Annotated in this window: 20 protein-coding genes; 4 read left to right on the forward strand and 16 right to left on the reverse strand. The window is 38.3% G+C overall.

What is annotated here, in order from left to right; all coding sequences use genetic code 11:
• The 5 genes from RMB06_RS18250 to RMB06_RS03985 all read right to left on the reverse strand — a co-directional run.
• Positions 1-920, reverse strand: a 920-nt coding sequence (locus RMB06_RS18250; RefSeq protein WP_404976471.1) for a BapA/Bap/LapF family prefix-like domain-containing protein, incomplete at its 3' end; no start/stop codon positions are given.
• A 375-nt stretch (positions 921-1,295) separates the two neighbouring features.
• Entirely contained in the window at positions 1,296-2,492 is a 1,197-nt protein-coding gene (locus RMB06_RS03970) for an HlyD family type I secretion periplasmic adaptor subunit (protein WP_311078450.1), read from the reverse strand.
• Positions 2,489-4,630, reverse strand: coding sequence for a type I secretion system permease/ATPase (locus RMB06_RS03975; RefSeq protein ID WP_311078452.1), 2,142 nt, complete (start codon positions 4,628-4,630; stop codon positions 2,489-2,491). Before RMB06_RS03975 ends, RMB06_RS03970 begins: the two co-directional genes overlap by 4 nt.
• Complete coding sequence (locus RMB06_RS03980) at positions 4,627-6,159, reverse strand: TolC family outer membrane protein (RefSeq protein WP_311078454.1); 1,533 nt, start codon at positions 6,157-6,159, stop codon at positions 4,627-4,629. Before RMB06_RS03980 ends, RMB06_RS03975 begins: the two co-directional genes overlap by 4 nt.
• Positions 6,160-6,661: 502 nt before the next feature.
• Positions 6,662-7,261 carry a TetR/AcrR family transcriptional regulator gene (locus RMB06_RS03985; protein ID WP_002122095.1) on the reverse strand — a complete coding sequence of 200 codons (600 nt, stop codon included), beginning with the start codon at positions 7,259-7,261 and terminating at the stop codon, positions 6,662-6,664.
• 121 nt (positions 7,262-7,382) lie between these two features.
• Between RMB06_RS03985 and RMB06_RS03990 the strand changes: the two genes are divergently transcribed.
• A complete protein-coding gene (locus RMB06_RS03990; protein ID WP_311078458.1) occupies positions 7,383-7,712 on the forward strand; it encodes a darcynin family protein in 330 nt (109 codons plus the stop codon).
• A 187-nt stretch (positions 7,713-7,899) separates the two neighbouring features.
• On the opposite strand, the gene RMB06_RS03995 is transcribed toward RMB06_RS03990, so the two are convergent.
• Positions 7,900-8,523: a hypothetical protein gene (locus RMB06_RS03995; RefSeq protein ID WP_311078460.1), complete on the reverse strand. Its 624-nt coding sequence runs from the start codon at positions 8,521-8,523 to the stop codon at positions 7,900-7,902.
• A gap of 314 nt (positions 8,524-8,837) precedes the next feature.
• The gene (locus RMB06_RS04000) at positions 8,838-9,434 is read right to left on the reverse strand and encodes a TetR/AcrR family transcriptional regulator (protein WP_311078462.1); all 597 of its coding nucleotides are present in this window, start codon (positions 9,432-9,434) and stop codon (positions 8,838-8,840) included.
• A 704-nt stretch (positions 9,435-10,138) separates the two neighbouring features.
• Here RMB06_RS04000 and RMB06_RS18255 point away from each other — a divergent pair.
• Complete coding sequence (locus RMB06_RS18255) at positions 10,139-10,555, forward strand: NF045616 family extracytoplasmic (lipo)protein (RefSeq protein WP_057062527.1); 417 nt, start codon at positions 10,139-10,141, stop codon at positions 10,553-10,555.
• A gap of 53 nt (positions 10,556-10,608) precedes the next feature.
• Here RMB06_RS18255 and RMB06_RS04010 read toward each other — a convergent pair whose 3' ends face one another.
• From RMB06_RS04010 to RMB06_RS04025, 4 genes are all read right to left on the reverse strand, one after another.
• Positions 10,609-11,100: a flavin reductase gene (locus tag RMB06_RS04010; protein ID WP_017402931.1), complete on the reverse strand. Its 492-nt coding sequence runs from the start codon at positions 11,098-11,100 to the stop codon at positions 10,609-10,611.
• Between the two features lie 184 nt (positions 11,101-11,284).
• Positions 11,285-12,328 carry a methionine synthase gene (locus RMB06_RS04015; RefSeq protein WP_000735359.1) on the reverse strand — a complete coding sequence of 348 codons (1,044 nt, stop codon included), beginning with the start codon at positions 12,326-12,328 and terminating at the stop codon, positions 11,285-11,287.
• 21 nt (positions 12,329-12,349) lie between these two features.
• Positions 12,350-13,336 carry a DUF1852 domain-containing protein gene (locus tag RMB06_RS04020; protein ID WP_000031350.1) on the reverse strand — a complete coding sequence of 329 codons (987 nt, stop codon included), beginning with the start codon at positions 13,334-13,336 and terminating at the stop codon, positions 12,350-12,352.
• A 367-nt stretch (positions 13,337-13,703) separates the two neighbouring features.
• A complete protein-coding gene (locus tag RMB06_RS04025; RefSeq protein ID WP_017402932.1) occupies positions 13,704-14,576 on the reverse strand; it encodes a LysR family transcriptional regulator in 873 nt (290 codons plus the stop codon).
• 255 nt (positions 14,577-14,831) lie between these two features.
• On the opposite strand from RMB06_RS04025, the gene RMB06_RS04030 reads away from it, so the two are divergent.
• Positions 14,832-15,440 (forward strand): LysE family translocator, encoded by a 609-nt coding sequence (locus RMB06_RS04030; RefSeq protein WP_017402933.1) that lies wholly within the window; start codon positions 14,832-14,834, stop codon positions 15,438-15,440.
• A 102-nt stretch (positions 15,441-15,542) separates the two neighbouring features.
• Here RMB06_RS04030 and RMB06_RS04035 read toward each other — a convergent pair whose 3' ends face one another.
• A complete protein-coding gene (locus tag RMB06_RS04035) occupies positions 15,543-16,568 on the reverse strand; it encodes a fatty acid desaturase (RefSeq protein WP_079381061.1) in 1,026 nt (341 codons plus the stop codon).
• Between the two features lie 215 nt (positions 16,569-16,783).
• On the opposite strand from RMB06_RS04035, the gene RMB06_RS04040 reads away from it, so the two are divergent.
• Positions 16,784-17,791, forward strand: a complete 1,008-nt coding sequence (locus RMB06_RS04040; RefSeq protein WP_078224231.1) for an AraC family transcriptional regulator — start codon at positions 16,784-16,786, stop codon at positions 17,789-17,791.
• 59 nt (positions 17,792-17,850) lie between these two features.
• Here the strand turns inward: RMB06_RS04040 and RMB06_RS04045 are convergent, their stop codons facing one another.
• From RMB06_RS04045 to RMB06_RS04060, 4 genes are all read right to left on the reverse strand, one after another.
• Entirely contained in the window at positions 17,851-19,218 is a 1,368-nt protein-coding gene (locus RMB06_RS04045) for an amidohydrolase (RefSeq protein ID WP_311078468.1), read from the reverse strand.
• 34 nt (positions 19,219-19,252) lie between these two features.
• Entirely contained in the window at positions 19,253-20,140 is an 888-nt protein-coding gene (locus RMB06_RS04050) for a bile acid:sodium symporter family protein (RefSeq protein WP_057067986.1), read from the reverse strand.
• Between the two features lie 31 nt (positions 20,141-20,171).
• Positions 20,172-21,557 carry an outer membrane protein transport protein gene (locus RMB06_RS04055; RefSeq protein ID WP_284108862.1) on the reverse strand — a complete coding sequence of 462 codons (1,386 nt, stop codon included), beginning with the start codon at positions 21,555-21,557 and terminating at the stop codon, positions 20,172-20,174.
• A 160-nt stretch (positions 21,558-21,717) separates the two neighbouring features.
• Positions 21,718-22,764 carry an AbrB family transcriptional regulator gene (locus RMB06_RS04060; protein ID WP_284108861.1) on the reverse strand — a complete coding sequence of 349 codons (1,047 nt, stop codon included), beginning with the start codon at positions 22,762-22,764 and terminating at the stop codon, positions 21,718-21,720.
• Between the last annotated feature and the right edge of the window lie 35 nt (positions 22,765-22,799).

Here is a 22,799-nt window from a genome sequence, read left to right on the forward strand (position 1 = left end):
GAATCGCTGTCAGAGTCTGAGTCGCTGTCGGATTCAGAGTCTCTGTCAGATTCAGAATCGCTATCAGAGTCAGAATCGCTGTCGCTGTCAGAGTCAGAGTCTGAGTCGCTGTCGCTATCAGAATCAGAGTCACTGTCAGAGTCAGAATCGCTGTCGCTGTCAGAGTCAGAATCAGAGTCGCTGTCGCTATCAGAATCAGAGTCGCTGTCACTATCAGAATCACTGTCAGAATCAGAGTCGCTGTCAGAGTCAGAATCGCTATCAGAGTCAGAATCGCTGTCTGAGTCACTGTCAGAGTCTGAGTCGCTGTCGGAATCAGAGTCGCTATCAGAGTCGCTGTCAGAATCGCTGTCAGAATCGCTGTCAGAATCGCTGTCGGAATCAGAGTCGCTGTCAGAGTCTGAGTCACTGTCAGAGTCAGAATCGCTGTCAGAGTCTGAGTCAGAGTCGCTGTCAGAGTCTGAATCGTTATTTAAATTATTATTTTTATCATCACTATCATGTGCCCACCACAAAATTCCTGCTGCGGTTAGCGGTACAGATAACCACGCCCATGGAGATGCAACTCCATCGTGATAAAGAAGCGGTTCTATACTATCAATATAACTATAAGTAATATTTTCTAATAATGCCCCGTTGGCATCAGTAAATTGTACCCAAATTAATTTATGATTGTTATCCTCAAAAACTAAGCTATTATCAGTTGAATAATTACTACCGTTAAAAAAATCAACTATTACTATTTGTTCACCATTTTTTAAAGTAATAATTGCATTTCGACCATCTTGTCTAATTTCGGAAACATCATCTTTATTTACTTTTATTAAAATAACAGATGCTTCGGAAAGAGAGACTGTATCCTTTGTCGTAATTTCTAAGGTTTCATGACTCTCCTTAGAAACCACCCTTATCTCTGACATATTTATTCCCCTTGTACAGGATTATTTAATTAAACCAATCCAATTTAAAGCCCTTATTTTTTGAAATAAGAAGAGCCCAAATTAAGGAATAAACTAGAGAAAACAAAAGCCAACCTCAACGCAAAAACCAATTATAAACATGAATCACGTCACGAAAAATGTGACAAAAATAAGTTTGTTTATTAACCAAATAAAAAATTAAAATAATAAATATTGTTTTTCAAAAACTTATAAATAAATAATACTCACAATAGTGTTTTAATTTTCTTATGTTTTAAAACATAAATAATAAAAACCACATATTTAAAACAAAAATTTTTATTATTAATATCTATATAGCTTTTAAATATTTAAAAGCTATATAGATTTAATTTTTTATCTTTCTCTCAAAGCTTCTTTGGCTTTATTAAATGGTTTAAGTAAGTAATCGAGTATTGTTTTTTGACCAGTACGAATATCTACTGTTGCCACCATACCCGGTGTAATACCAAACGCTTTACCTTCTTTATTGTAAAGTTTATCGGAATCAGTACGGATATAAACACGATAATAGAATTGGTCCTGTTTCACTTCATCACGAATCGTGTCTGGTGAAATAACCGTAACCTTCCCTTTTAAACCACCATAAATTGAGTAGTCATAGGCAGTGATTTTAACCAGTGCGTCTTGCCCCGGACGAATAAAGGCAATGTCACGCGGCAAAATACGCGCTTCAATCAGCAATTGCTCATCAATCGGTACAATCGTCATTAGTTTACCGTTTTGTGGAACAACACCACCATGGGTAGTGACTGCAATTTCTTTGACGACACCACGTACCGGTGCTCTGAACACTGCGCGATCTAAACTGTCACTACGACCCAGTACAATTTGTTGTTGCGTTTCGCTATCCGTATTCGCTTTAGATAACTCTTCACGCGCTTTCACATAGTACTGGTTCTGCGCATCATTCATTTTATTTTGCAAATCATTTGCTTCACGACGTAAACGTAAAACCTCAACCTCACTTGCTGCACCTTTAGCCACCAGCGGTTCTGTCATCGCCAGTTCTTGTTGTACTAACTGTAGAGCTTGCCTAAAACCCGCAAGGGTTTCTTCGAGATTGGCTCTACGAGATGTATACAATGCAGTTTCTTCCTGTACTAACTTTGGTTCTTTCATCACAATTTCAGGAAAAACCAAAGGTGTACCGTTTACTTCCGCACGCAAACGCGCTGCTGTCGCTTGAGCAGAGATCAGTAAAGATCTTGATTCACCAACATTTGATGCAAAACGGGTTGGATCAAGCTGCGCAAGAATTTCGCCCTTTTGAACGATGTCACCTTCTTGTACATTCAGCTTAGTTAAGATACCGCCTTCTAAAGACTGGATGACCTGCTCTTTAGATGATGGAATGACTTTACCTGTACCAGTAGAAACTTCTTCAAGTTTAAATACCCACGCCCAGATAAAGAAAATCACTAAACCAATACCGACAATCCAGATCACTAGACTGGCACGTGGTAAGGGTGGCTCACTATAAGATACATTCATTGAACGGGTGAGTTGTTGTTCTTGTTGTGGTTCGCTCATGAATTACCCCCTTGGCTCACTTGTTTTTGTTGGGCTGTTGATTGATTAAGTACCTGATCTCTTGGACCGTCCATCACGATTTTGCCTTCGTTCACGACAATAATACGGTCTACAAGTTCTAATACAGCACGGCGGTGAGTCGCAACGATCAAGGTCCGATGTGCCAGCCAACCTTTTAAATGATCAATCAGTTGTTTCTCTGCCACGTCATCAATGGCTGCTGTCGGTTCGTCTAACAATAAAATGTTAGGTTGACGAATCAATAGACGAGCCAGTAACAACGCTTGTTTCTGACCACCAGAGAAACCAACACCACCTTCTAAAATCAGGTGATCTAGCCCTTCTTTTTTCTCTTGAACAAAAGGTAATGCACCAGTCACTACTAGCGCACGAAGAATCTCTTCATCCGTTGCAAGCGGCGCACCTAAAGTGAGGTTTTCACGAATCGTACCGTAGAAAAGATGTGCATTCTGGTTAAGTAAACCCATATCACGACGTACATCAGACGGATCAATTAATGAAAGATCGAGACCATCTAAGTGTACTGCGCCTTGAGTTGGAACTTGCATACCCGATAGAAGCTGGAGCAGTGTTGATTTACCTGCACCGTTACGCCCCAATATGGCAATTTTTTCACCAGCACGAATTTTTAAATGACGGATTGCCAAACTTGGTTTCGGGTCTTCTTCGCCATATTGGAATAAGACACTTTTTAATTCGTAATCGCCATTTAAAACTGCTTTGTGTACCAGATGCGAACGGTCTGCCTGATCGATCGGACGTTGCATGAGTTCATCAAGGCTTTGTTTGGCAACTTTTGCTTGCTGTAAACGTCCTAACACACCTGTAATTTGAGCAATCGGTGCCAACATACGTGAAGATAAAATTGAACAAGCCACTAACGCACCTGTAGTCATTTCACCTTCCATCACGGCAAAACATCCGACCAACACCACAAGTGCGTAGGTTAAGCCTTGAATCTTTTGGGTCCATGCCATTAAGGTGCCGACAATTTTACGCTGTCTCATCCCGATATCGGCTGAAACCTCGTTCATGTGGTTCCACTGGTTCTGAAAGCGAGACTCAGCACGTAATAACTTAATGTCTTCAATGCCCTGCACCGCTTCAACAAGAATGGCATTACGGATTGATGACTCTCTCATGCCCTCTTGTGCGAGTTGAGCTAGCTTTTTCTGCACAAGAACACCCGGTAAAATCATAAGTGGCACAACCAGCAGCATCACCCAAAACAGTTTCCCACCAATAATCGCAAAAATGATCAGGAACAAGAAAAAGAACGGGAAATCGGCAATTGCACTAATGGTGGTTGAAGTCACCAGCTCACGAACACCTTCGAGCTCACGAATCTGGGAAATAAAACTACCTGTAGACTTTGAACGGTCTTTATTCTTGATGCGTAGGGCATGGCCAAATACACGGTCAGACACCCGTAAGTCAGCACGTTTTCCAATAATATCGGATAAATAAACTCTAGCTACACGTAAAGTAAACTCAAAAAGCGCTGCAATCAGTACGCCACCTGCCAACACCCATAAAGTCGGGATAGACTGTGAAGGTACAACACGGTCATACACTTGCATTGAGAAAATAATGGTTGCCAGTGCCAACACATTGGCAATCAGTGAGGCAAACATAATGTCAACATAGCGTTTCCAGTCTCTTAAAACAATAGACCAGAACCAGCTTGCTTCGTATGGTTTGATATATTCGTCAATACGCGCATCGGGAATAGACGTTTCAGGGCGCAAAATATAAATATTTTTGACCGTATCTTTCAAAGCACTTAAAGACGCATTTTGCGAAAGTCCCTGATCCCCACTAAACTGGATACTGACATTTCCTTGAGTATCGGCCTTATCAATTACACCGACCTGTCCGTCGTTAAACTCGACCATGACCGGTAAACGCCATGGATTAAGTAAATCTAATGAAAAAGGTACTTTACGCAAATGGAGTCCAACCTGACGGGTCATTAACTGCAAAACATCATCAAGGTTTTGATTTTGGTTCCAGTCAAGTTGTAAACGAATTCTTTCTTCTGAAGGCTCAATTCTATAATGTTTAGCAATCGTTAAGACCGCCTGTAACCAGGGCTGGTAGTTTATTTTTGTCATCATGGTTGTACTTCGAACCCCTGAATTGAAATATTATTTAAGCCATAAGCTTGGCGGGAACGTCCTGTTACTGCAATGTACTGAACAATACTGCTGTAGATGTCATAACGTGCAGTTTCAAGTTCTGAATTGGCACTATGAATCGCCTGTTCAGCATTCAATAAGTCAACCAATGAACGGGTACCGAGTTTGTACTGCTCTTGATAGAGTTCGCGTGTACGAACTGTTGTCGCTTGGCGGTTGGCTAAAACCTGCATTTGACGTTGTTTATTTTCAATTTGCTCACGGCTGGTTCTGATCTGATCGAGCACATCCAGATACACAGAATTCACTTTAGATTTAGCGGCTTCCTCTGCATAACTTGCCATTTTTACTTGGGAAGAAACTGCCCCACCTTGATAAAACTGACTGGTGGCTTCAAGCATGATGGAACTATATAAACCATCATCTTCATTATTGTTTGGGTTTCTTCCGTTAATAGCCTGACTCAAAGAGCCTTTCACTGCCAAAGTCGGATAACGACTCAGTCGGGTCTGTTCCTTTTGGGCTTTAGCCACCTCAATGCCTGCTTGTGCAGCGATCATTTTTGGAATGGTATTAAACTCAGGTTCACTATAAAGACCAGATTGTTTCACTAAATCGTCAGGAATGATCCATGATTTATTAAAAACATCTACGCCTACCAGAGTTCTTAAATGTTGTTGGTACTGACGTAGTAAAGATTGCTGTGCAATAAGTGTTGACTGCGCAGATTCTAAATATGTTTGTGCCTGAACTGGATCAGCTTGGCTACTAATACCAGCGTTTGCACGTAAATTAGCGATTTCCTGAATTCGCTGAATACCCGCAATTTGCTGCTCGGCAATTTTATTTAATTGGAGATAGCGCTGAATATTGATAATCGACTGAGCCACATCAAGTGCAATATCGTCAATACTGACCAACACATTCGCCTGCTCGACTTGGAGTTTAGCCTTCTCAACCGATACACCTGATTTGACTTTACCAAAATCAAAAAGCATTTGAGTTGCAGATAATGTGAGTAACTGCCTTCCCCGCTCACCACTACTCAAGTCACCTGTGGTAATACCACCTGAAATTTGAGGATAATAACCTGCCCTCGCAACATCAATACCAGCATTTTGGCCAGCTAAAGTTGAAATGGCTTGAGAAATGTTAGGATTTCGTTGAACTGCATATTGAACAGCATCAACTAAACTGACTTGATTATTCCACATCGCAGTAGAAGTCGGTAAATAATTCCCATCATTTCCAAACCGTTGAAATTGGTTCTGATCAAACCCTAAATTACTTAATTTTTGGAAGTCGATAGATCGATAGCTTTCATCCGGCGTGGGTTTAAAGAGCTGAGAAACCTTCTTTGTTAAGTTTTTTCCCGAGTTAGCAGACGCGGTCTCTGCTTTTGTGAGTGATATTGATAAACTAGAAGCAATACAAAAATATAAAAAAAACTTCGTACCTGATTTGATTATAAGTTGTAAATCATTGTGTGGAAGAGGCAATTTACTCATTAGAAGATCTAATCTCTTGAAATATTTTAAAACAATCCAAAACTTATTTAAAAGTTATTAACCCCACACATTAAACAAATAATTTTCAGAATAATTTTCTTTAAAAAAAAATAAAGCTAAAAATGATTATTTTTTAAAAACATTAACTAAATAATTAATTTTTTTAAAATTTAAATTATAAAAATAAGTTTTAAACACACAAATTTAAAACCTAATAAAACTATACAACTCAACAGCTATAGTAAAAATTTTAAATAAAAAAAACCTACCCCTTGGGGAAGTGGTAGGCTATAAACTCTAAAAAATCATATATTAAAGATATATCATTTATTTAAAAGCAGCAATAATGATTAATTTAAATAAATTTAAAACATATGATTAAAAACATATAAAATTAATAAAAACACTCCCCCATCTATTTTATAAACACAATATATATTTTGCGAAAAAGGATGCCAATAACAGCCCTTTTTTATATCTACAGATTCATAAATTAATAATATTACGTCAGATCCAAATAACTAAATACAGCCTTTTCAACTCGCTGCTGTAAATGGTTTAAATCACTTTCCCCTGCTATGCCTGCTGCGTTAATCATTCCTTTACTTAACGCAATTACATCTTGTGCGGCTGTCTGCTCATGTGAAATACCAGAACATATAAACAAGTCAGAAATTATGGTTTCAAGTTCGTGTTGAAGTACGCTTTCCTCAACATCTTTTCCAATCAGTTCTGAAGCAAACTCTAAAGTTCGTGCCAACTGCGGACGGCTCAATTGATGTTGCACAGCAGCCTGAATGATGAGTTTTAATTTTTCTTTTAAGTCTGCGGCTTCATGCTGCTGTATGGCTTCAACAATATGGGTTGAAAGCTTGGCGCGTTCACGTCGAATTAACTCGACGATTAAAGCCTCTTTAGATGGAAAGTATTGATATAGGCTACCAATGCTTACGCCAGCAAGTTCAGCCACGGCATTTGTGTTAAATCCAGCAAAGCCTAAAGACTCCAAAATGCGAGCAGCCGCCTCTAAAATAGCTTCAAAGGTAGCCACTGATCGTGCTTGACGTGGGCGTTTACGTGGGTCTGGGAGGGTTTCTGACATGGGTCGAAATGCGAGTATTTAATGTGAGTAATCACTCATATACTGACTGAGTCATGTTGATATGACAAGTAAATGCTGTCTTTTCAATTGAGCTACAACTCGGCCCAGTCATGGAGTGGTTATGTCTAGAACCTATACTTTTTTTATTCATTTAAGAGCTTTGCCTGCTTGGTTGGCGTTACCTCATGAAAAGCGGGCTGAGTTTAGTACACAAAAGCTTGAACCTATTTTTGAGAAGTACCCGACTGTAAAAGTTCGGTGGTATGACGTTGAAGCATTTAGCACTAAAGCCAGTGATATTGCTGTGTTTGAGACGACATCTTTGCAAGATTATTATTTTGTGATTGATGCGATTCGAGACTCTGAATTTTGTACAGTTCCCTACTTTGAGTTTGTAGAGATTATTCCTGCAATTGAAGATGGGTATGTAGAATATGAGAGTTCTTTATAAACTCTATTAATCTAGTTGATTACATACAATCAGTAGATATTAATTCATACTAATCAATGGAAATTTTAAATTTATAAATTTCGCAAAAACAAAAATTAATTAATTTTATAATTTACAAGAATAAATATTTACCAAATAAATAAGACCATTACTTAAATAGTAATGGCCTTATTATGAATAAATTATTTTATTTAAACCAGTGCGAAATCCATATTATAATATCATTAAAGACTTTAGTAATATCATTAAAGACTTTAGTAATAGCATCCCAAGCCATTTTTATCCATTCAACAATATTTTTAATAATACCAACAATATAGTCAACTATCTTAGTCAATAAATCATTAATAAGCTCATTAATTTTTTGTGCTGCAACGAGGATAAGATTTTGAGCTGCTGGAAAATCGTTACCGATCTTTTCTGCTTCATCAAACATTTTATCTATATTATCACTTGCTTTCTTCTTAGCATCCTCTCTAATTTTATTCAGTTCATCTTTAAATTTTGAGTGTAAACTATCAGAATTATCACTGTCTTTCAGTTCTTTAGCAGATTTTTTTAATTTTTCTTCGATAGTTGATGCAGTATTAGTAGCCAAAACCTTTGCTTGATTTCGTAAATCATTCAATTTACTTTGAACAGGATTATCTGCTAATTCACTATCATCAGCGACAAGATACTTATTCGTTGCCTGCATTAAATCTAAAGAATCCTCAACCAAATTAGGATAATATGGTATTGCTACACCAGTATTAATATTATTTTGGTAGTGATCACGCATTTCCTTTAGAACATCTACGAAGTTTGTCATATATTATTCCTATAATACTTTTTAATAATTAGTAAGATATTTATTATGATTAGTATAAAATACTCTTTTCATCACAATATGCAAGAGATTAACATAGTAAACCTATAAGTAAATATCCCATTCCACGTCAATTACAAATAAAAAACAATAAAATTATTATTAAATTAAAATTAAAAGCCATGCAAACATAATTACAAAAACAGTTTAAGTAACACTTTTTTGATTAGCAATTTTAAATATTTAAATAATCTAAACAGTTTTATTAATATTTTAATGTAGCAACCAACTCAAAATACTCATAAATATAGTTTTCATTATTTTCCTCTTTTTAAAATGGGTTCATCTAGTAACTCATTTAATACCCCCCTCCCCCAAAACCTCTCCAACACCACATCCCGTTCATCCACACGATTTGAACTTAAAACCTGTAGCATCAAGCCATCAATTAAGTTTAAAACCATATTGGCATCAGGTTTGAGTTTGTTAGTTTCCAGACTAAAAACTAAATCAAAAATTTCTTTCAATAGCCATTTTCGGTATTCAACTGCCATGCGGTAAGCCCGAGGATAAAGCAGTTTTAATTCAAAAATGGCTTTAAACAAAAGATGGTAAAGGCTATTCACATCGACATGTAAACGGACAATTTCTTTGAGTTTATCGGCTGCGGTTGGGTAGCGGTGTGAATAGACAATTGCTAGTACTTCTTCTTTAAGTCGGCTTTTTTGAAAGATTAGGCACATTTCAACAAGCCGTTCTTTTGAGTGAAAGTAGTTATAAAACGTGGCTTTTTGAATTTTGGATTTTTTGATAATCAGGTCTACGCCTGCATTATGGAATCCATGCGTGGTAAAGAGTTGGATGGCAGTTTGAACAACCTGTAATTTTTTGGAAGATCTTTCTAAAGTTGGCATCGTTTTACCGTTATAAATTCTTGTTGTTTCTAAATGAGATAAAAAGCCTGTGCCCTTTCTGGGAGAAAAAAAGGCACAGCAAAGCCGTAAGACGGTGCTTGGCACATCTCAAGTTTTATTGTTGATATAAGTTTTTAGTCGTGACGAGCTAAAGCTTTAAAACGTATTTTCAATTAAACAGTTTTAAAGATGAGCTAAACGATATCGGAATAAAAGGCTTGGCAATGGTTGCCAATAAAATAGAAATGTTGCGCATGAGCGACTCCTTAGGTAAAAGAAGTCCTACCGCATTACTGTCAAATAATGGTGGCAGAACGAAAGAGGGTTGACAGACTGAACCTAAGAATCAGCACACCCGAGGGTGTCCCCCTTCCGTCCTACCGCAACAAAAAAAGGGGGACGAACGAGTCTACATTAAAAAAACAAGTTTTTTCAATGTACTTAGGTTCTGGCCTGTCAAAGCCAGCTGGCAATGTAGGCCAGCACGCAAAGCATAATCTGAGTGTTTAGAGGTGTCAATGTAGCGTTTATGACAAGTTATTAAATTTCTTATTGTTTTTCATTAGATTAACTTAATTATTATTTTATATATTATATCTAATTGTATTTATTTATTTTTTAAAAAGAGTCAGATACGGTAAGCTAAACCACTTGAATTTTACTTTTTGATTTGGAATATTTTTTAGAACTTTACGAGAACATAAATGAGAAGACTATTTTCAAAGTCCATTTTAATATTAACCACTGGGTGTTTATTGAATGGTTGTAGCCAAGGCCCTCTTCCATTAGAGGTTACACTACATCAAGAGTATGTATGTGCCTTTACCAATAACCCTAAAAAAACGAACTATCCATTTGATAAAAAATTTATTATTTTTGTGGCGAAAGCTGACTATACAAACGGCTACAAAAGCACTTATGAGAAAGAATATTCAAATTTTCCTTTGCCAATAGAAGAGAAAGATTGTGTAAAAATTCCTCTAAAGGCGTTTGAAAAGAATGTAGCTTATGACATTACTTTGGATATATACAAAACTTTCGATACACGTATTTGTGTAGTAGAACATAACAATAAGCTAGAAATCCGAGAGCCTGAACCCGGTGAAACAACTTGTAAATAGGATTGTTCCTAGGCCCTCATTTCGCTATTGCAGAAACAACTAAACGCGTGGGTTTAGACAATCTCGGTCTGCCCCACTTGGTGATAAGCACGGTTAAAATAAACCAAACTTTGGTCATGTTGGCTTTGTTTAATCGCCACAATCGGACATATAAAAATCGTATGTGTGCCGACTTGTTGAATTTGCTCAATCTCACAATCGAAACTTACCAAAGCATCGTCTAATACAGGTGAACCCGTTTCTAACTCAATCCATGCGCCATGTTTAAAGCGCTCTTCTGGTGTGAGCTTAGATGAAAATACTTTTGAAATATGTTCGTGGTGTGCGCCTAAAACGTTCACCGTTAAAATTTTATTATCTAGGAAATGTGCATGCGAACTCGCAGATTGGTTCATACACACCAATAATGTCGGTGGTGTGTCAGTCACACTACAAACAGCAGAGGCAGTAAATCCAAAACGGCCAGACATGCCTGCCGTGGTCACAACACTAACTGCACTTGTGAGTAAAGACATTGCATTTCTAAAGTCTGTTGCTTGAACCATGACATTATTCCTAAATTGAACCGTACCTTGTCCTGTGTGTTTGCTATACCGCCCAACTCCATCAGGAAGGTACTATCGACATGCGATCAGATTAGAGCGACATGTAGTAAGTAAAATGAGGGTTACTTGTTTGATTATCAACTGCCATCAAAAAGTAACCCTTTATACCACTTATTAGTAAATATTAAGCAGTAAGATCATAACCAGTCAGTTCTCGGCGAACGATTTCTGCACCTGCACTTAAAGCATTTAACTTGCCACGTGCCACTTCACGAGAAAGAGGCGCCATGCCGCAGTTTGTGCAAGGGTAAAGCTTGTCAGAGTCTACAAACTGAAGTGCCTTACGTAGTGTATTGGCTACTTCTTCTGGTGTTTCGATCTGGTTAGATGCAACATCAATTGCGCCGACCATCACTTTTTTACCACGAATGAGTTCTAGTAAATCGATAGGCACATGTGAGTTGTGACATTCTAACGAGATGATATCAATGTTAGACGTTTGAAGTTTCGGGAAAGCTTCTTCGTACTGGCGCCATTCAGAACCGAGTGTCTTTTTCCAGTCAGTGTTGGCTTTAATGCCGTAACCATAGCAAATGTGCACCGCAGTTTCACATTTTAGACCTTCAATTGCACGCTCTAAAGTCGCGATGCCCCAGTCATTTACTTCGTCAAAGAATACGTTAAATGCAGGTTCGTCAAACTGAATAATGTCTACACCAGCAGCTTCGAGCTCACGCGCTTCTTGGTTCAAGATTTTTGCAAATTCCCAAGCAAGTTTTTCACGACTCTTGTAGTGACCATCGTAAAGCGTATCAATCATAGTCATTGGGCCAGGTAATGCCCATTTAATTGGCTGATTGGTTTGCTGACGTAAAAACTTAGCATCTTCAACAAACACAGGCTTTTGACGAGACACCGCACCTACAACGGAGGGTACGCTTGCATCGTAACGGTCACGAATACGTACAGTTTCGCGCTTCTCAAAATCTACCCCATTTAAGTGTTCAATAAACGTGGTCACAAAGTGTTGGCGGGTTTGTTCGCCATCGCTCACAATGTCGATGCCTGCAAGTTGTTGTTCGTGCAATGCCAAACGTAACGCGTCTTTTTTACCTTCAACTAAGCCTTCATTTTCAAGTTTCCAAGGCGACCAAAGCTTTTCAGGTTCTGCAAGCCAAGACGGTTTTGGTAAGCTGCCAGCAGTTGAAGTTGGTAATAATTTTTTCATGATCAATGACCCGTATGTTGATTAATTAGGAGCGTAATTAGCAGACCACTGCTCAAGAATCGCTTGGTATGGTTTGATAAATTGCTCTTCAACAAACTTCCCCTGCTCAATAGCCAAACGGCTACGTTCTTCACGGTCATACACAATTCGAGTAAGTGAATAATCTTCGTGTTTCAAGCTTGGTTGATAAGATTTTCCAGCCACTGAATTTGCGTTGTAAATTTCAGGACGGTAAATCTTTTGGAACGTTTCCATCGTACTAATGGTACTGATCAACTCAAGGTTGGTGTAATCACTCAACAAATCGCCTGTAAAATAGAACGCTAACGGCGCAACGCTATTTGGCGGCATGAAGTAGCGAACTTTTAAGCCCATTTTTTGAAAATATTCATCAGTGAGTGAATAGTCTTCTTGCTTGTATTCAACACCTAAAACTGGATGTTCGTTTTCAGTACGGTGGTACTCTTTAGTCGTCGAAACGCTTAAGCAAATCACAGGCGCCTTTTTAAAGTTGGCTTTATAAGTTTCAGAGTTAATAAAGCTCTTAAACAAGTTACCGTGCAATTCACCAAACTTCTCTGGCGTGCTAAAAGTCGACTTGTTTTTGTTGTGATCTAACAACAGCACACTAAAGTCATAGTCACGTACATAAGACGAGAAGTTGTTGCCCACAATACCTTCGATGCGTTCATTGGTTTTCTTATCAACAATATTGGTTTTCAATATTTCGATTAAAGGAAGCCCGCTGGTACGATTTTCGGCATCAATATTCATTTCAACTGAAATGATTTCAAGTTCAACGCCATAGCGGTCGCCTTTAGGGTTGTCCCAATGAGCTAAGGCATTGAAACGATTGTCGATCATCTGCAATGTATTGCGCAAATTTTCTTCGCGGCTCATCCCTCTTGCCAAGTTAGCAAAGTTGGTTGTAATACGTGTATTGTCTGCTGGACGATAGTTCTCATCGAAACAAATACTCTTAATCGTAAATGTAAATTCTTTACTCATTGTGATCAGTACCCTAATTTCTGAGATAAAACCTAAATAAAAACTTTTTGCTCTTTTTAAACTTTCCAGACTTGTCAGATTTGTGCCTTATGGTCTTATCAAAGTGAATTACTGGAGCGCTTCAGAGCATGAATAGATTTATACCGCAATCAGAACATGAATAAAAATGATTTAGTCTCATTACAAACTGAGTGAAATTCATGTTTAGGGTTTAACAAATAAGTATGAAGTTAAATATTTTTCATCTTAGGAAATTTTAGACAGCAGAAATTCAATATACAGCGCTCACACGGCACCTTAATTATTTTAAATATTCATTATTTTTTCAAATACTTATAAACAATTAATTAAGTTAAAAAGAATCAACCTAAAGTAATGTGTGCTGACTCTCATTCATCTCTGCTTTTAGCCATTCTAAAAATATGGTTTTACGTGAATCTTCCTCAAAAGCGCTATGAGAAAGTAAAAAATAGGCTGAATTATCTTGCACAACAGGTGAAATTCTTTTCAGTAAGTTCCATTCAAGCTCTTTTTCAATCATGTAAATTGAGATCACAGTTGCGCCAAGTCCTGCCAAACAACCTTCTAAACATAGATAAAAATGTTCGAGTTCAACTTTGGTGTAGCCTTTCAAATTTTGCTTTAACTCAGCAATGCGACTCATGCTTTTGAAAAAATTCGGTCTAGAGGTCGAAATGAGTAAGTCGTTTGTTTCCGATGGCTTGATTGCTTGAACTAGAGCGATATATTCATCAGCAATCTTTTCGCTATAAATATGCTCTCCCCAATCAAAGTCATTTCTGCGAATTGCGATATCAATATTATCTTTTTCAAAATCGACCACGCCACCTGCGGTAAGTAACACAACCTCAAAATCATGACCGAGCTTTTTAAATTTTGATAACCGAGGAATGAGCCATTTCATGGAAAGCGTCGGTTCACACGACAAGACCAGTTGCTTGTTGTGAGTTTTAGGCTGGCTGAGTTCTATTAAACATTCATCGAGTTGACCAAACACCTGATGGCAACAACTCAATAAAATTTCGCCCTGCTCGGTCATCACAAGTGTTTTATTTTTACGATCGAATAAAGTCGTATTTAAAGCTTCTTCCAAATTATAAATCTGTTTACTGACCGCACTTTGCGTCACAAATAATTTCTTTGCAGCTAAAGTCACACTGCCATACTTCGCCACAAAATAGAAAAATTTTAGTGAATTCAGCGATATTCTTTCAATCATTCCAAAAACTCATAAATATGTAGTCGTTTTTATCGATTTTTATTTTTAGATTTCTGTTCAAAATAAAAATCATCTTTATTAAACCCCATTTTAGATGATGAAAAACATATTGGATATCGATATCTATCTTCCCAAATGTAAAGCCCCTATCTTTCTCACGAAAAGAATAACAGCTTTAAGCAAAACAGCTCTCCTCTCAAATACATTCCAAAAAGTACAGATTAATCCCCTTGTTTTCAGTGAAGGGGCAAAATAATGGCAGAGTTCATTGCGGTTATTCTAATCACGATTTTGGCGGTGGTTAGCCCCGGCGCTGACTTCGCGATCGTTACGAAAAATAGTTACTTATACGGCAGAAAAATAGGTGTGTTCACTTCACTCGGCATATCGCTTGGCGTGTTGGTGCATGTGACCTATACGCTAGTCGCCGTTGCGTTTGTGATGACTTATACGCCACAAATTTTGAATATTGTTAAGTATATTGGCGCGCTTTATCTGATCTATATTGGCTATAAAACTTTTACTCAAAAACCAGTTTTAGACACTGCTGCTTTAAATTCTATAGGTACTTTGCAAGCCATAAAATACGGCTTTTTTACCAACGCCCTGAACCCTAAAACCACGCTATTTGTGATTAGCACCTATACGCAAATTGTGAGTTTAACTACACCTAAAACTATTCTTTTGGCTTATGGCTTTTTTATGTCTTTTGCCCATTTTGTATGGTTTTCACTGGTTGCTGTACTATTTTCATCCATGCTACTGAGACAGAAAATGTTAGCTAAGCAAGTACAGATTAATAAGGTGATTGGCTCTATTTTATGTGTATTAGGCGTGATTTTGCTTTTTACTAAGTTTCAGTAGAGCCGTTTAATTTTTTAATAATCTTTAGGGTGAATTTATAATTAATGGACTGAGTGCTTTGTACAGAACTCAGTCCATTTGAGCGAGATAAAAAGCTATATTTTAACTTTTTGACTCTGATAAATCATTTACGTTCCAACGATTTGCTCTTTTAAAAGTTCCGACATCGTTAAACCGTACTCCCATATCACGCATGACTTTATGGGCAACTGGTGCAGTCATTTGGCGAATGTAGAATGGTTCTTTCACCACAAAATGGTGGATGGCATGTGTTGAACCAAAGTTAAAGCAAAACAATTGGAACGGCATCATCCACCACGGCGTTAATACTTGAGTTTGTTGAATGACATTACCCAATTCGACATCACCGTAGTAATGCATATTACTAGTCACAAAGTGCAAGCAGAAGGTACGCAGCACATTCGGTGCGACCCAAACAACAGTCAAAATATTAACCACATGCATAATATTTAAAGTGGTAGCTGACCAAGCAATCGGTGCATTCGCCCAACCTGCAACAACATCAACTACATGAAAACCTAAAAAGATATACCACAGCGACCAGTGAATAATTCCTAACGGGAAATAAGCCATAAATGCACGTTTAAAAATGACTTTTTTAACCGTCCAATTGCTTGCAGAGATAATACGGAACAAGACCGCCAAGCCGTTATCACCAATCGCGATGAGTCGGCGTATGCTCCATTGCTCTCCATTGGTTAAAGCTCTTTCTTCTAAATCAACTTCGGTGCCCGAGTTTTTATGATGGTTAAAATGCAGCTCACGACGTTTCCACGGGTTAATGGTACTTGGTCGAGCTAACCAGACTAAGCTCATCATTAAATGATGTGCCCATGGTTTCTTTCTAAAATACATCCAGTGAATCAGGTCATGCTCTAACTCATGGGTGAGCGATGCAAAAAAAGCAATAATTGGAATTGCAAACCAAGCTGAAAGTTGATGATTTATATAGAGCACGGCAGTCGCTATCATGCCGACCAAAGATATAAATAGAATCATCGCCCCAATGGCATTTTGATGGTTCAAAATAGGATGGCGTTTGCGTAAAGCCACACCTTCTGCTGTTACTACTTTTTTAATATGTTCCGTTTTTTCGCTATCGGTCATTCCGGCAGGATTTTTATAAATATAAGTCATCCGTTATTCCTCAGTTTTTCATGCCCCTACTTTATTTAGATCACCCTAAGTGTGCTTAGCTCGAAACGCCAATCTATTGGCTATGGATGCCAAAATAAAAAGATTCAAAACAAACAAAAGATTTTTTAGTTTTGAATCTTTTATACTGTTCACAGGAATATGAATCACAAGTTATAGGACATAACATGCCACAGACAGCAACGGCACTGGCTAGCTGGGTGAAAGCGATTCAAAAAGCGCTCGAAAAAGCCGGTGTTGATAGTCAACCTTTATTAGAACAAGCAGGTTTAGATATTCAGGCTCTGAGTAATCCTGATGCACGATATTCATTAAAACAAACAGCAAATTTATGGAAATTAGCAGTTCAGAAAACTCAAGATTCATGTTTTGGCCTTAAAGTTGCCAGCCAAGTCAATCAAAATACTTTTCATGTGTTAGGACATTCACTGATTACCAGCACCACCCTAAAAGAGATGTTTCTAAGAATTATTCGTTATTTTCGTGTGGTTACGGATATTCCAGAGCTAGAGTTTTATGGGCAAGGAAATAATCATTATTTTGTTATTCATGTTCCCGACGAAGTTCAGCCCGAGTCAATAGATGCATTTATTTCCGTTTTTATTCGCTCAAGTCGTGCTTTACAAGGCTCTGTTTTTTCGCCATTACGCATTGAACTTAGACGTTCAGAACCTGAAGATTTAGAAACATTCCAGAGTATTTTAAAAGCTCCGATTGTTTTTAATGCAGCCAAAGACATGATTGTGTTTGACACAGCAACCATAGAACAACCACTAGAAGGTGCAAATCCTACTCTCACCCAAGAATATGATGAAATTATTAATCGTTATCTGGCACGGTTCGATAAAGAAAATATATTGGCACGTGTGAAAGTAAAATTAATCGAAAAATTATCTACAGGTGATTTCCAACAACAAGACGTTGCGAAAAGTCTGGGCTTAAGCATACGGAGTCTGCAACGCAAACTTTCTGCCGAAAACACCTCTTATAGTGAGTTACTTGATCAGACTCGGCATGAACTCGCCTTATCGTATATTAAAAACTCAAACCATAATATTACTGAGATTGCTTATATTCTTGGCTTTACTGATGTCAGTAGTTTTACCCGCGCATTTCGCCGCTGGACCGATTTATCACCTATCCATTATCGAGAAAAATATCTGGCTTGCTCTTAACTTTTAAAAAATTTAGGCAAAAAAGATGCATGTAAGTGCATCTTTTTTTTATGAGTAACTTATTTTTTAGTAAGTAGTTCTAGCATCGAAACTGTAGTGACTTTGGCTCCCACTGGTAAAGCTTTTAAGTCAACAATGTAGTTTGGACTATGTGGAATATAAGGCACAGGTTTGCCTTGCTTGACTGCATTTGCAAACACCACTGGGTCTGCCACACCAATAAACATAAAGTTAAAAGGAATGTCTTTTTGGTCGCCTAATAAATGATGAACATCTTCTGACCCCATAACCGCAGGATACTCAGTTAGAACATGTTTATCGCCCAATAGTGCTTTTAAAGGCCCATTTAAACGTGCCGAAAATTCTTTATTGTTAATTACAGGTGTGCTTGAACCTTTAAAAGTAAAGGTCGGCATTTGGTCTTTACCCATCCCCTGCATTTGAGACGCGCCTTCACTCATAGACTTAATGTTATTTAACATGGTTTCACGCACTTTAGGATCAAACCAGCGCAAGTTCATTTTGACCAATGCTGTAGAAGGAATCACGTTATTCGAATTTCCAGCCTGAATTGAGCCTATCGATAACACTGCCGCTTGTTGCGGGTCAACTGCGTTACCCATAATGGTTTGATATTGATTTACTGCATTGGCCGCCATGCTAATCGGGTTTTTGGTGAGCATCGGTAATGAGCCATGCCCACCCACACCTTTAAATAAAACATCAAGCTGATCGGTTCCCGCCATACGTGGCCCCGGTGCATTGATGACTACGCCTACAGGTGCAGGTGTGGTATGCACTGCAAAGAAATAATCAGGTTTTGGCAAGTTATATTTTGTCCATAAGCCATCGGTCACCATAGCTTTTGCACCTGTGATCGGCTCTTCGGCAGGTTGCGCGACTAAAATAATAGTTCCGCTCCATTCCTTTTTTAAAGCGACTAATGTTTTTGCCATGCTGAGCATCCATGTCACATGTGCATCATGACCGCACATATGTGCTACAGGTGTTTCAGTTCCATCATCAAGTTTTACACGCACTTTACTCGCGTATGGTAAACCAGTCGCTTCTTCAACAGTGTTGGCATCCATATCGGCACGGTACATGACTGTTGGCCCTTCACCATTTTTTAAAATGCCGACTACGCCTGTTTTGGCTATTCCCGTTTTAACGTCAAAACCCAGTGACTTAAGTTCTTTGGCAACAATTGCTGAAGTACGCGTTTCCATAAACCCAAGTTCAGGGTGTTCATGAATGTCTTTATAGACCTTATTTAACCACTCTGTTTGCCTATCAATAATGGTTAAGGCTTTTTGCGAAACCGCCGGCAAAGTTGTTGGACTTGCTTCCGCATGAAGGAGAGTTCCATAACCTGCAATGAAAGTCGATAATCCTAAAAATAGGCTGTCTTTAAAAAATTTGTTCATTATGTATGAAGCTCCGTTTTAATAATCTTTGCAGTTAATTAATAATTATTTTGTTTTTAGCTAAATCTTTCTTTTCTAATTGATTTAATAAGGTACCAAATAAAGTGGCCATTATGTACATCAATATTGAATACACAGCTGCTGGCATTGCTGCATCCGAACTTGACATCACAGTTAAAGCAATCGTTAAAGCCAAGGTACTGTTATGAATGCCAATTTCAAATGCACATGCTTTGGCTTGAAAGCTGTTAATGCCAAATAAACGTGGCAACCAATATCCAATTGCAAGACTACAAACACAGAAAAGTAAGGTTGCTCCGCCAACGAGTCCAATGTAATCGAGAAGTTTTTGATAGTCTTTAGCAATCGCGAGTGCAATAATAAAAAGTAAAAATACAATGGCAAACACACGAACGGGTTTATTTAACTTTTCTGCAAATTTTGGTGAGAAATGTCTAATCAACATTCCAATGATGACTGGAAATAAAATAATAACAAATACTTGAATTATTTTGGAAAACTGCAATCCAACGTGTTGTTCACTTGCCACAAAATGTAGTAATGCGAAGTTCACAATCAAGGGTAGTGTAAAAGCAGCGAGCACTGAATTTATCGCCGTTAAAGTAATATTAAGGGCAATATCGCCCTTATATAAATAGCTAAATAAATTTGCAGTGGCCCCGCCTGGTGAAGCTGCAAGTAACATTAGCCCAACAGCAATCATTGGTGGTAAAGCAAAGACCTTACAAATCATGAAAGCAATAGCTACTAAAATAATGAGCTGACAAAACAAAGCAATAAATACGGCTTTGGGATGCTGGCGAACACGTTTAAAATCCTTGAGGGTCAATTCCAACCCCATACCTGCCATAATAATCGCCAAGGCTATGGGTAAGAATACGGTAATTACCAATGAATCCATTCTCTATTTCCTCTTTTAATTTTTGTATTGTTTAGAATTTATATCCAATTTTTAAGCCATAGCTGACTGAGTGATTATCCTTAAACTCACCTACATAATAGTCACTACCCGCCTGTGCACCAAGCTGAGCTTTTGCATCGCCTAACCAGTAATACTTCACGCCACCAGAAATAAAGTATTGCGATGTCGGGCTATATTGAGCACCCACGCCCAAGTTGTAATATCCCTTGCTTGGGCCACCCGTTGAGACTTTATCACCTGCTCCCGAGTCCCATCCAACCGACACAGAGCCTAACCATTTAGGTGAAAAGCGTTGTCCAACCCCCAAATTTAAAGACCATTGGTCGTCATAATAACGAACCAAATTAAAACCTTCCGGACGGCTTGGCGTTGATAGTACGCCAACAACTTTTGAGATCTCACCAAAGCGATAAGGCTGTAGAGCGAGATCACTCCAATTTACCCAGCGTAAACTACCAAACATTAACGTTCCCTGACGAAGTCCGGTCTGGAACTCCAAATTCACTGAATCAGGAGATTTAAATTTTGTTGTACCTGTATCTTCTTGTTCTGGCAAATTGGCAATAATCTGGTTTAAGTAAGCTTTCTTTTGTGAAGTCATCTGACCAATAGAAATCATGTAGTCTAGATGCTGATTAACTAAATCACGACCTTGTTGAGTGCTTAACATCTCAATGAGTGGAGCATTTTCAGTCGCGTTTAGTTTGTGAGTAATGGCTGAACGGTAGGTTAATGAGACTTTCACAGCTTTTTCCGGAATCTGGTAGGCAAGCCCTGCTAACCATCCCAAGTCATCTACAGTTTTGGTGTGAAAGTCATAGCCGTTGTAAAGACTAAATACATTACCTCTTAATTCAACCTGACTTTTAAAGGTTTGATAGACTGGCCCCGCATAAAGATTCCAGTTTTTTGTGGGTTGATATCCCAAAATAAAGCTTAAATTTTGTATATCAAATTCTGATTTTGCATTTCCTGTAGGAGCCTGACCAGAAGTAACATTGGCAAGTCCTGCTGTTGTAATGCCGGGTAACATAACCGTGTCTTTTGGCGTTGCGACAAAGCCATTTAGGCCTGAATATTCTGTGTCGGCACCAAATGGTTGATCGTAAAGCAAGCCAAATGAATACTGCGGTGCTAACTGTAGTTTTAATGCTGCGGTAGGTCGATAATCGGTGTTAGCGATATCTGAAATTGAATGATGTGACGGGTTTGTGCCCGACTCTACACCACTTAAATCGGCATCTGTGATTCCTAAACTTGCTTCAAAATAGTTACCCGGTTGTAAAAATGCCGCTACAGACTGCCCTGTTTTATCAAATGCAGCCGCATGCAAGGTGCTTGTGCAAATTGAAGTTATTCCTAAAATCAATATTTTTTTATTTACAACAAAACTCATGGATCCATCCTGGATATTTTTTATTTTGATTCCTCACTTTATGTAGATTTGAATGCTTCTGCTTAGCTCCAAACGCCAATGATTTGACCGTAGATGCCATATTGAAAAGTTATCGTTTGTGTAGCAGCAAACACAACAAAGTTTTTATATTAAAAAGCTCTTACTTTTTAGATTTAAAAAATAATTGCAGACTGTATTGATAAAAAAAGCGTGTAGTGAGAATTACAAAAATTAATCTTGAAAGTTGGAAAGAAACGACGATGGGTACTGCGAGTCCGAGAGCTTTAGCCATCAGTGACATTTCTGCGATGCCTCCGGGTGAAAGGCCTAAAATCAAGATTTGTTTTTCTGTATGACTTAAATTAACCAGTAATAAAGCAACGCTGATCGATAACACTAAAGCCAGTAAATTGAATATCAGTGTGATTCCAATAAATTTTTTATTCTTTCTTAAAAAGCTAAATGGAAATTTGCTACCTAGTGCCCAGCCGATACAAACTTGACCAAAGGCAGTAAACCATTCAGGCAATTTCATCTGAAGTATTCCGCAAAATGACAATAACCCGATAATGGCGAGTGGCCCCAAAATCCAAGCATTCAAAAGATTAAAAAATTGAAAAACCTGACCAACAAACAGAGCTAGACAAAACAGCAATACAACCTGAAAAAAGCTAAATTGATCCGACACTGGTATCTTTAAACCAGTCCATTCGACATGAAAATAAAGCTCCATAAAAATTGGGACCAGCACAACCAGAATCACAATTCTTAGGCTATGAGCGGCAACGACTTTATCGACTTGAGCTTGGTGTCGCTCTGCAATATTCACCATTTCACTGGCGCTACCAATGGCCGAAGAAAACCATGCAGTTGCCCAATCCAAGGCATTAATTCGATATTGCAATCCGGCCAGTAATGTACCCAACACAAGTGACCATGCCAAACCTATGAGGATAAAACCCCAATATGCTGCCACTGCCTGTACCAAAGCTGGTGAAAAGTATAGGCCTAAAGCCATACCAATAATAACCTGCCCTATGCGTCGCCACTGGGGGTCACAGGCAAGTGGATGACCAACACTACCGAACAATAAGGCCGTCAATAGAGGTCCAAGCAACCAAGGTAAGGGAATATGCAAATATTTGGCAATTAAAGCTCCGACCAGAGCAATTGCTAATCCTTTGAGATTTGAGCTTATTTTTTCCATAATTCAGAGCAATAATAGCCAACCAATGCTGACTA

Source organism: Acinetobacter sp. V104_13 (assembly GCF_031798995.1).
Lineage (GTDB): Bacteria > Pseudomonadota > Gammaproteobacteria > Pseudomonadales > Moraxellaceae > Acinetobacter > Acinetobacter pittii.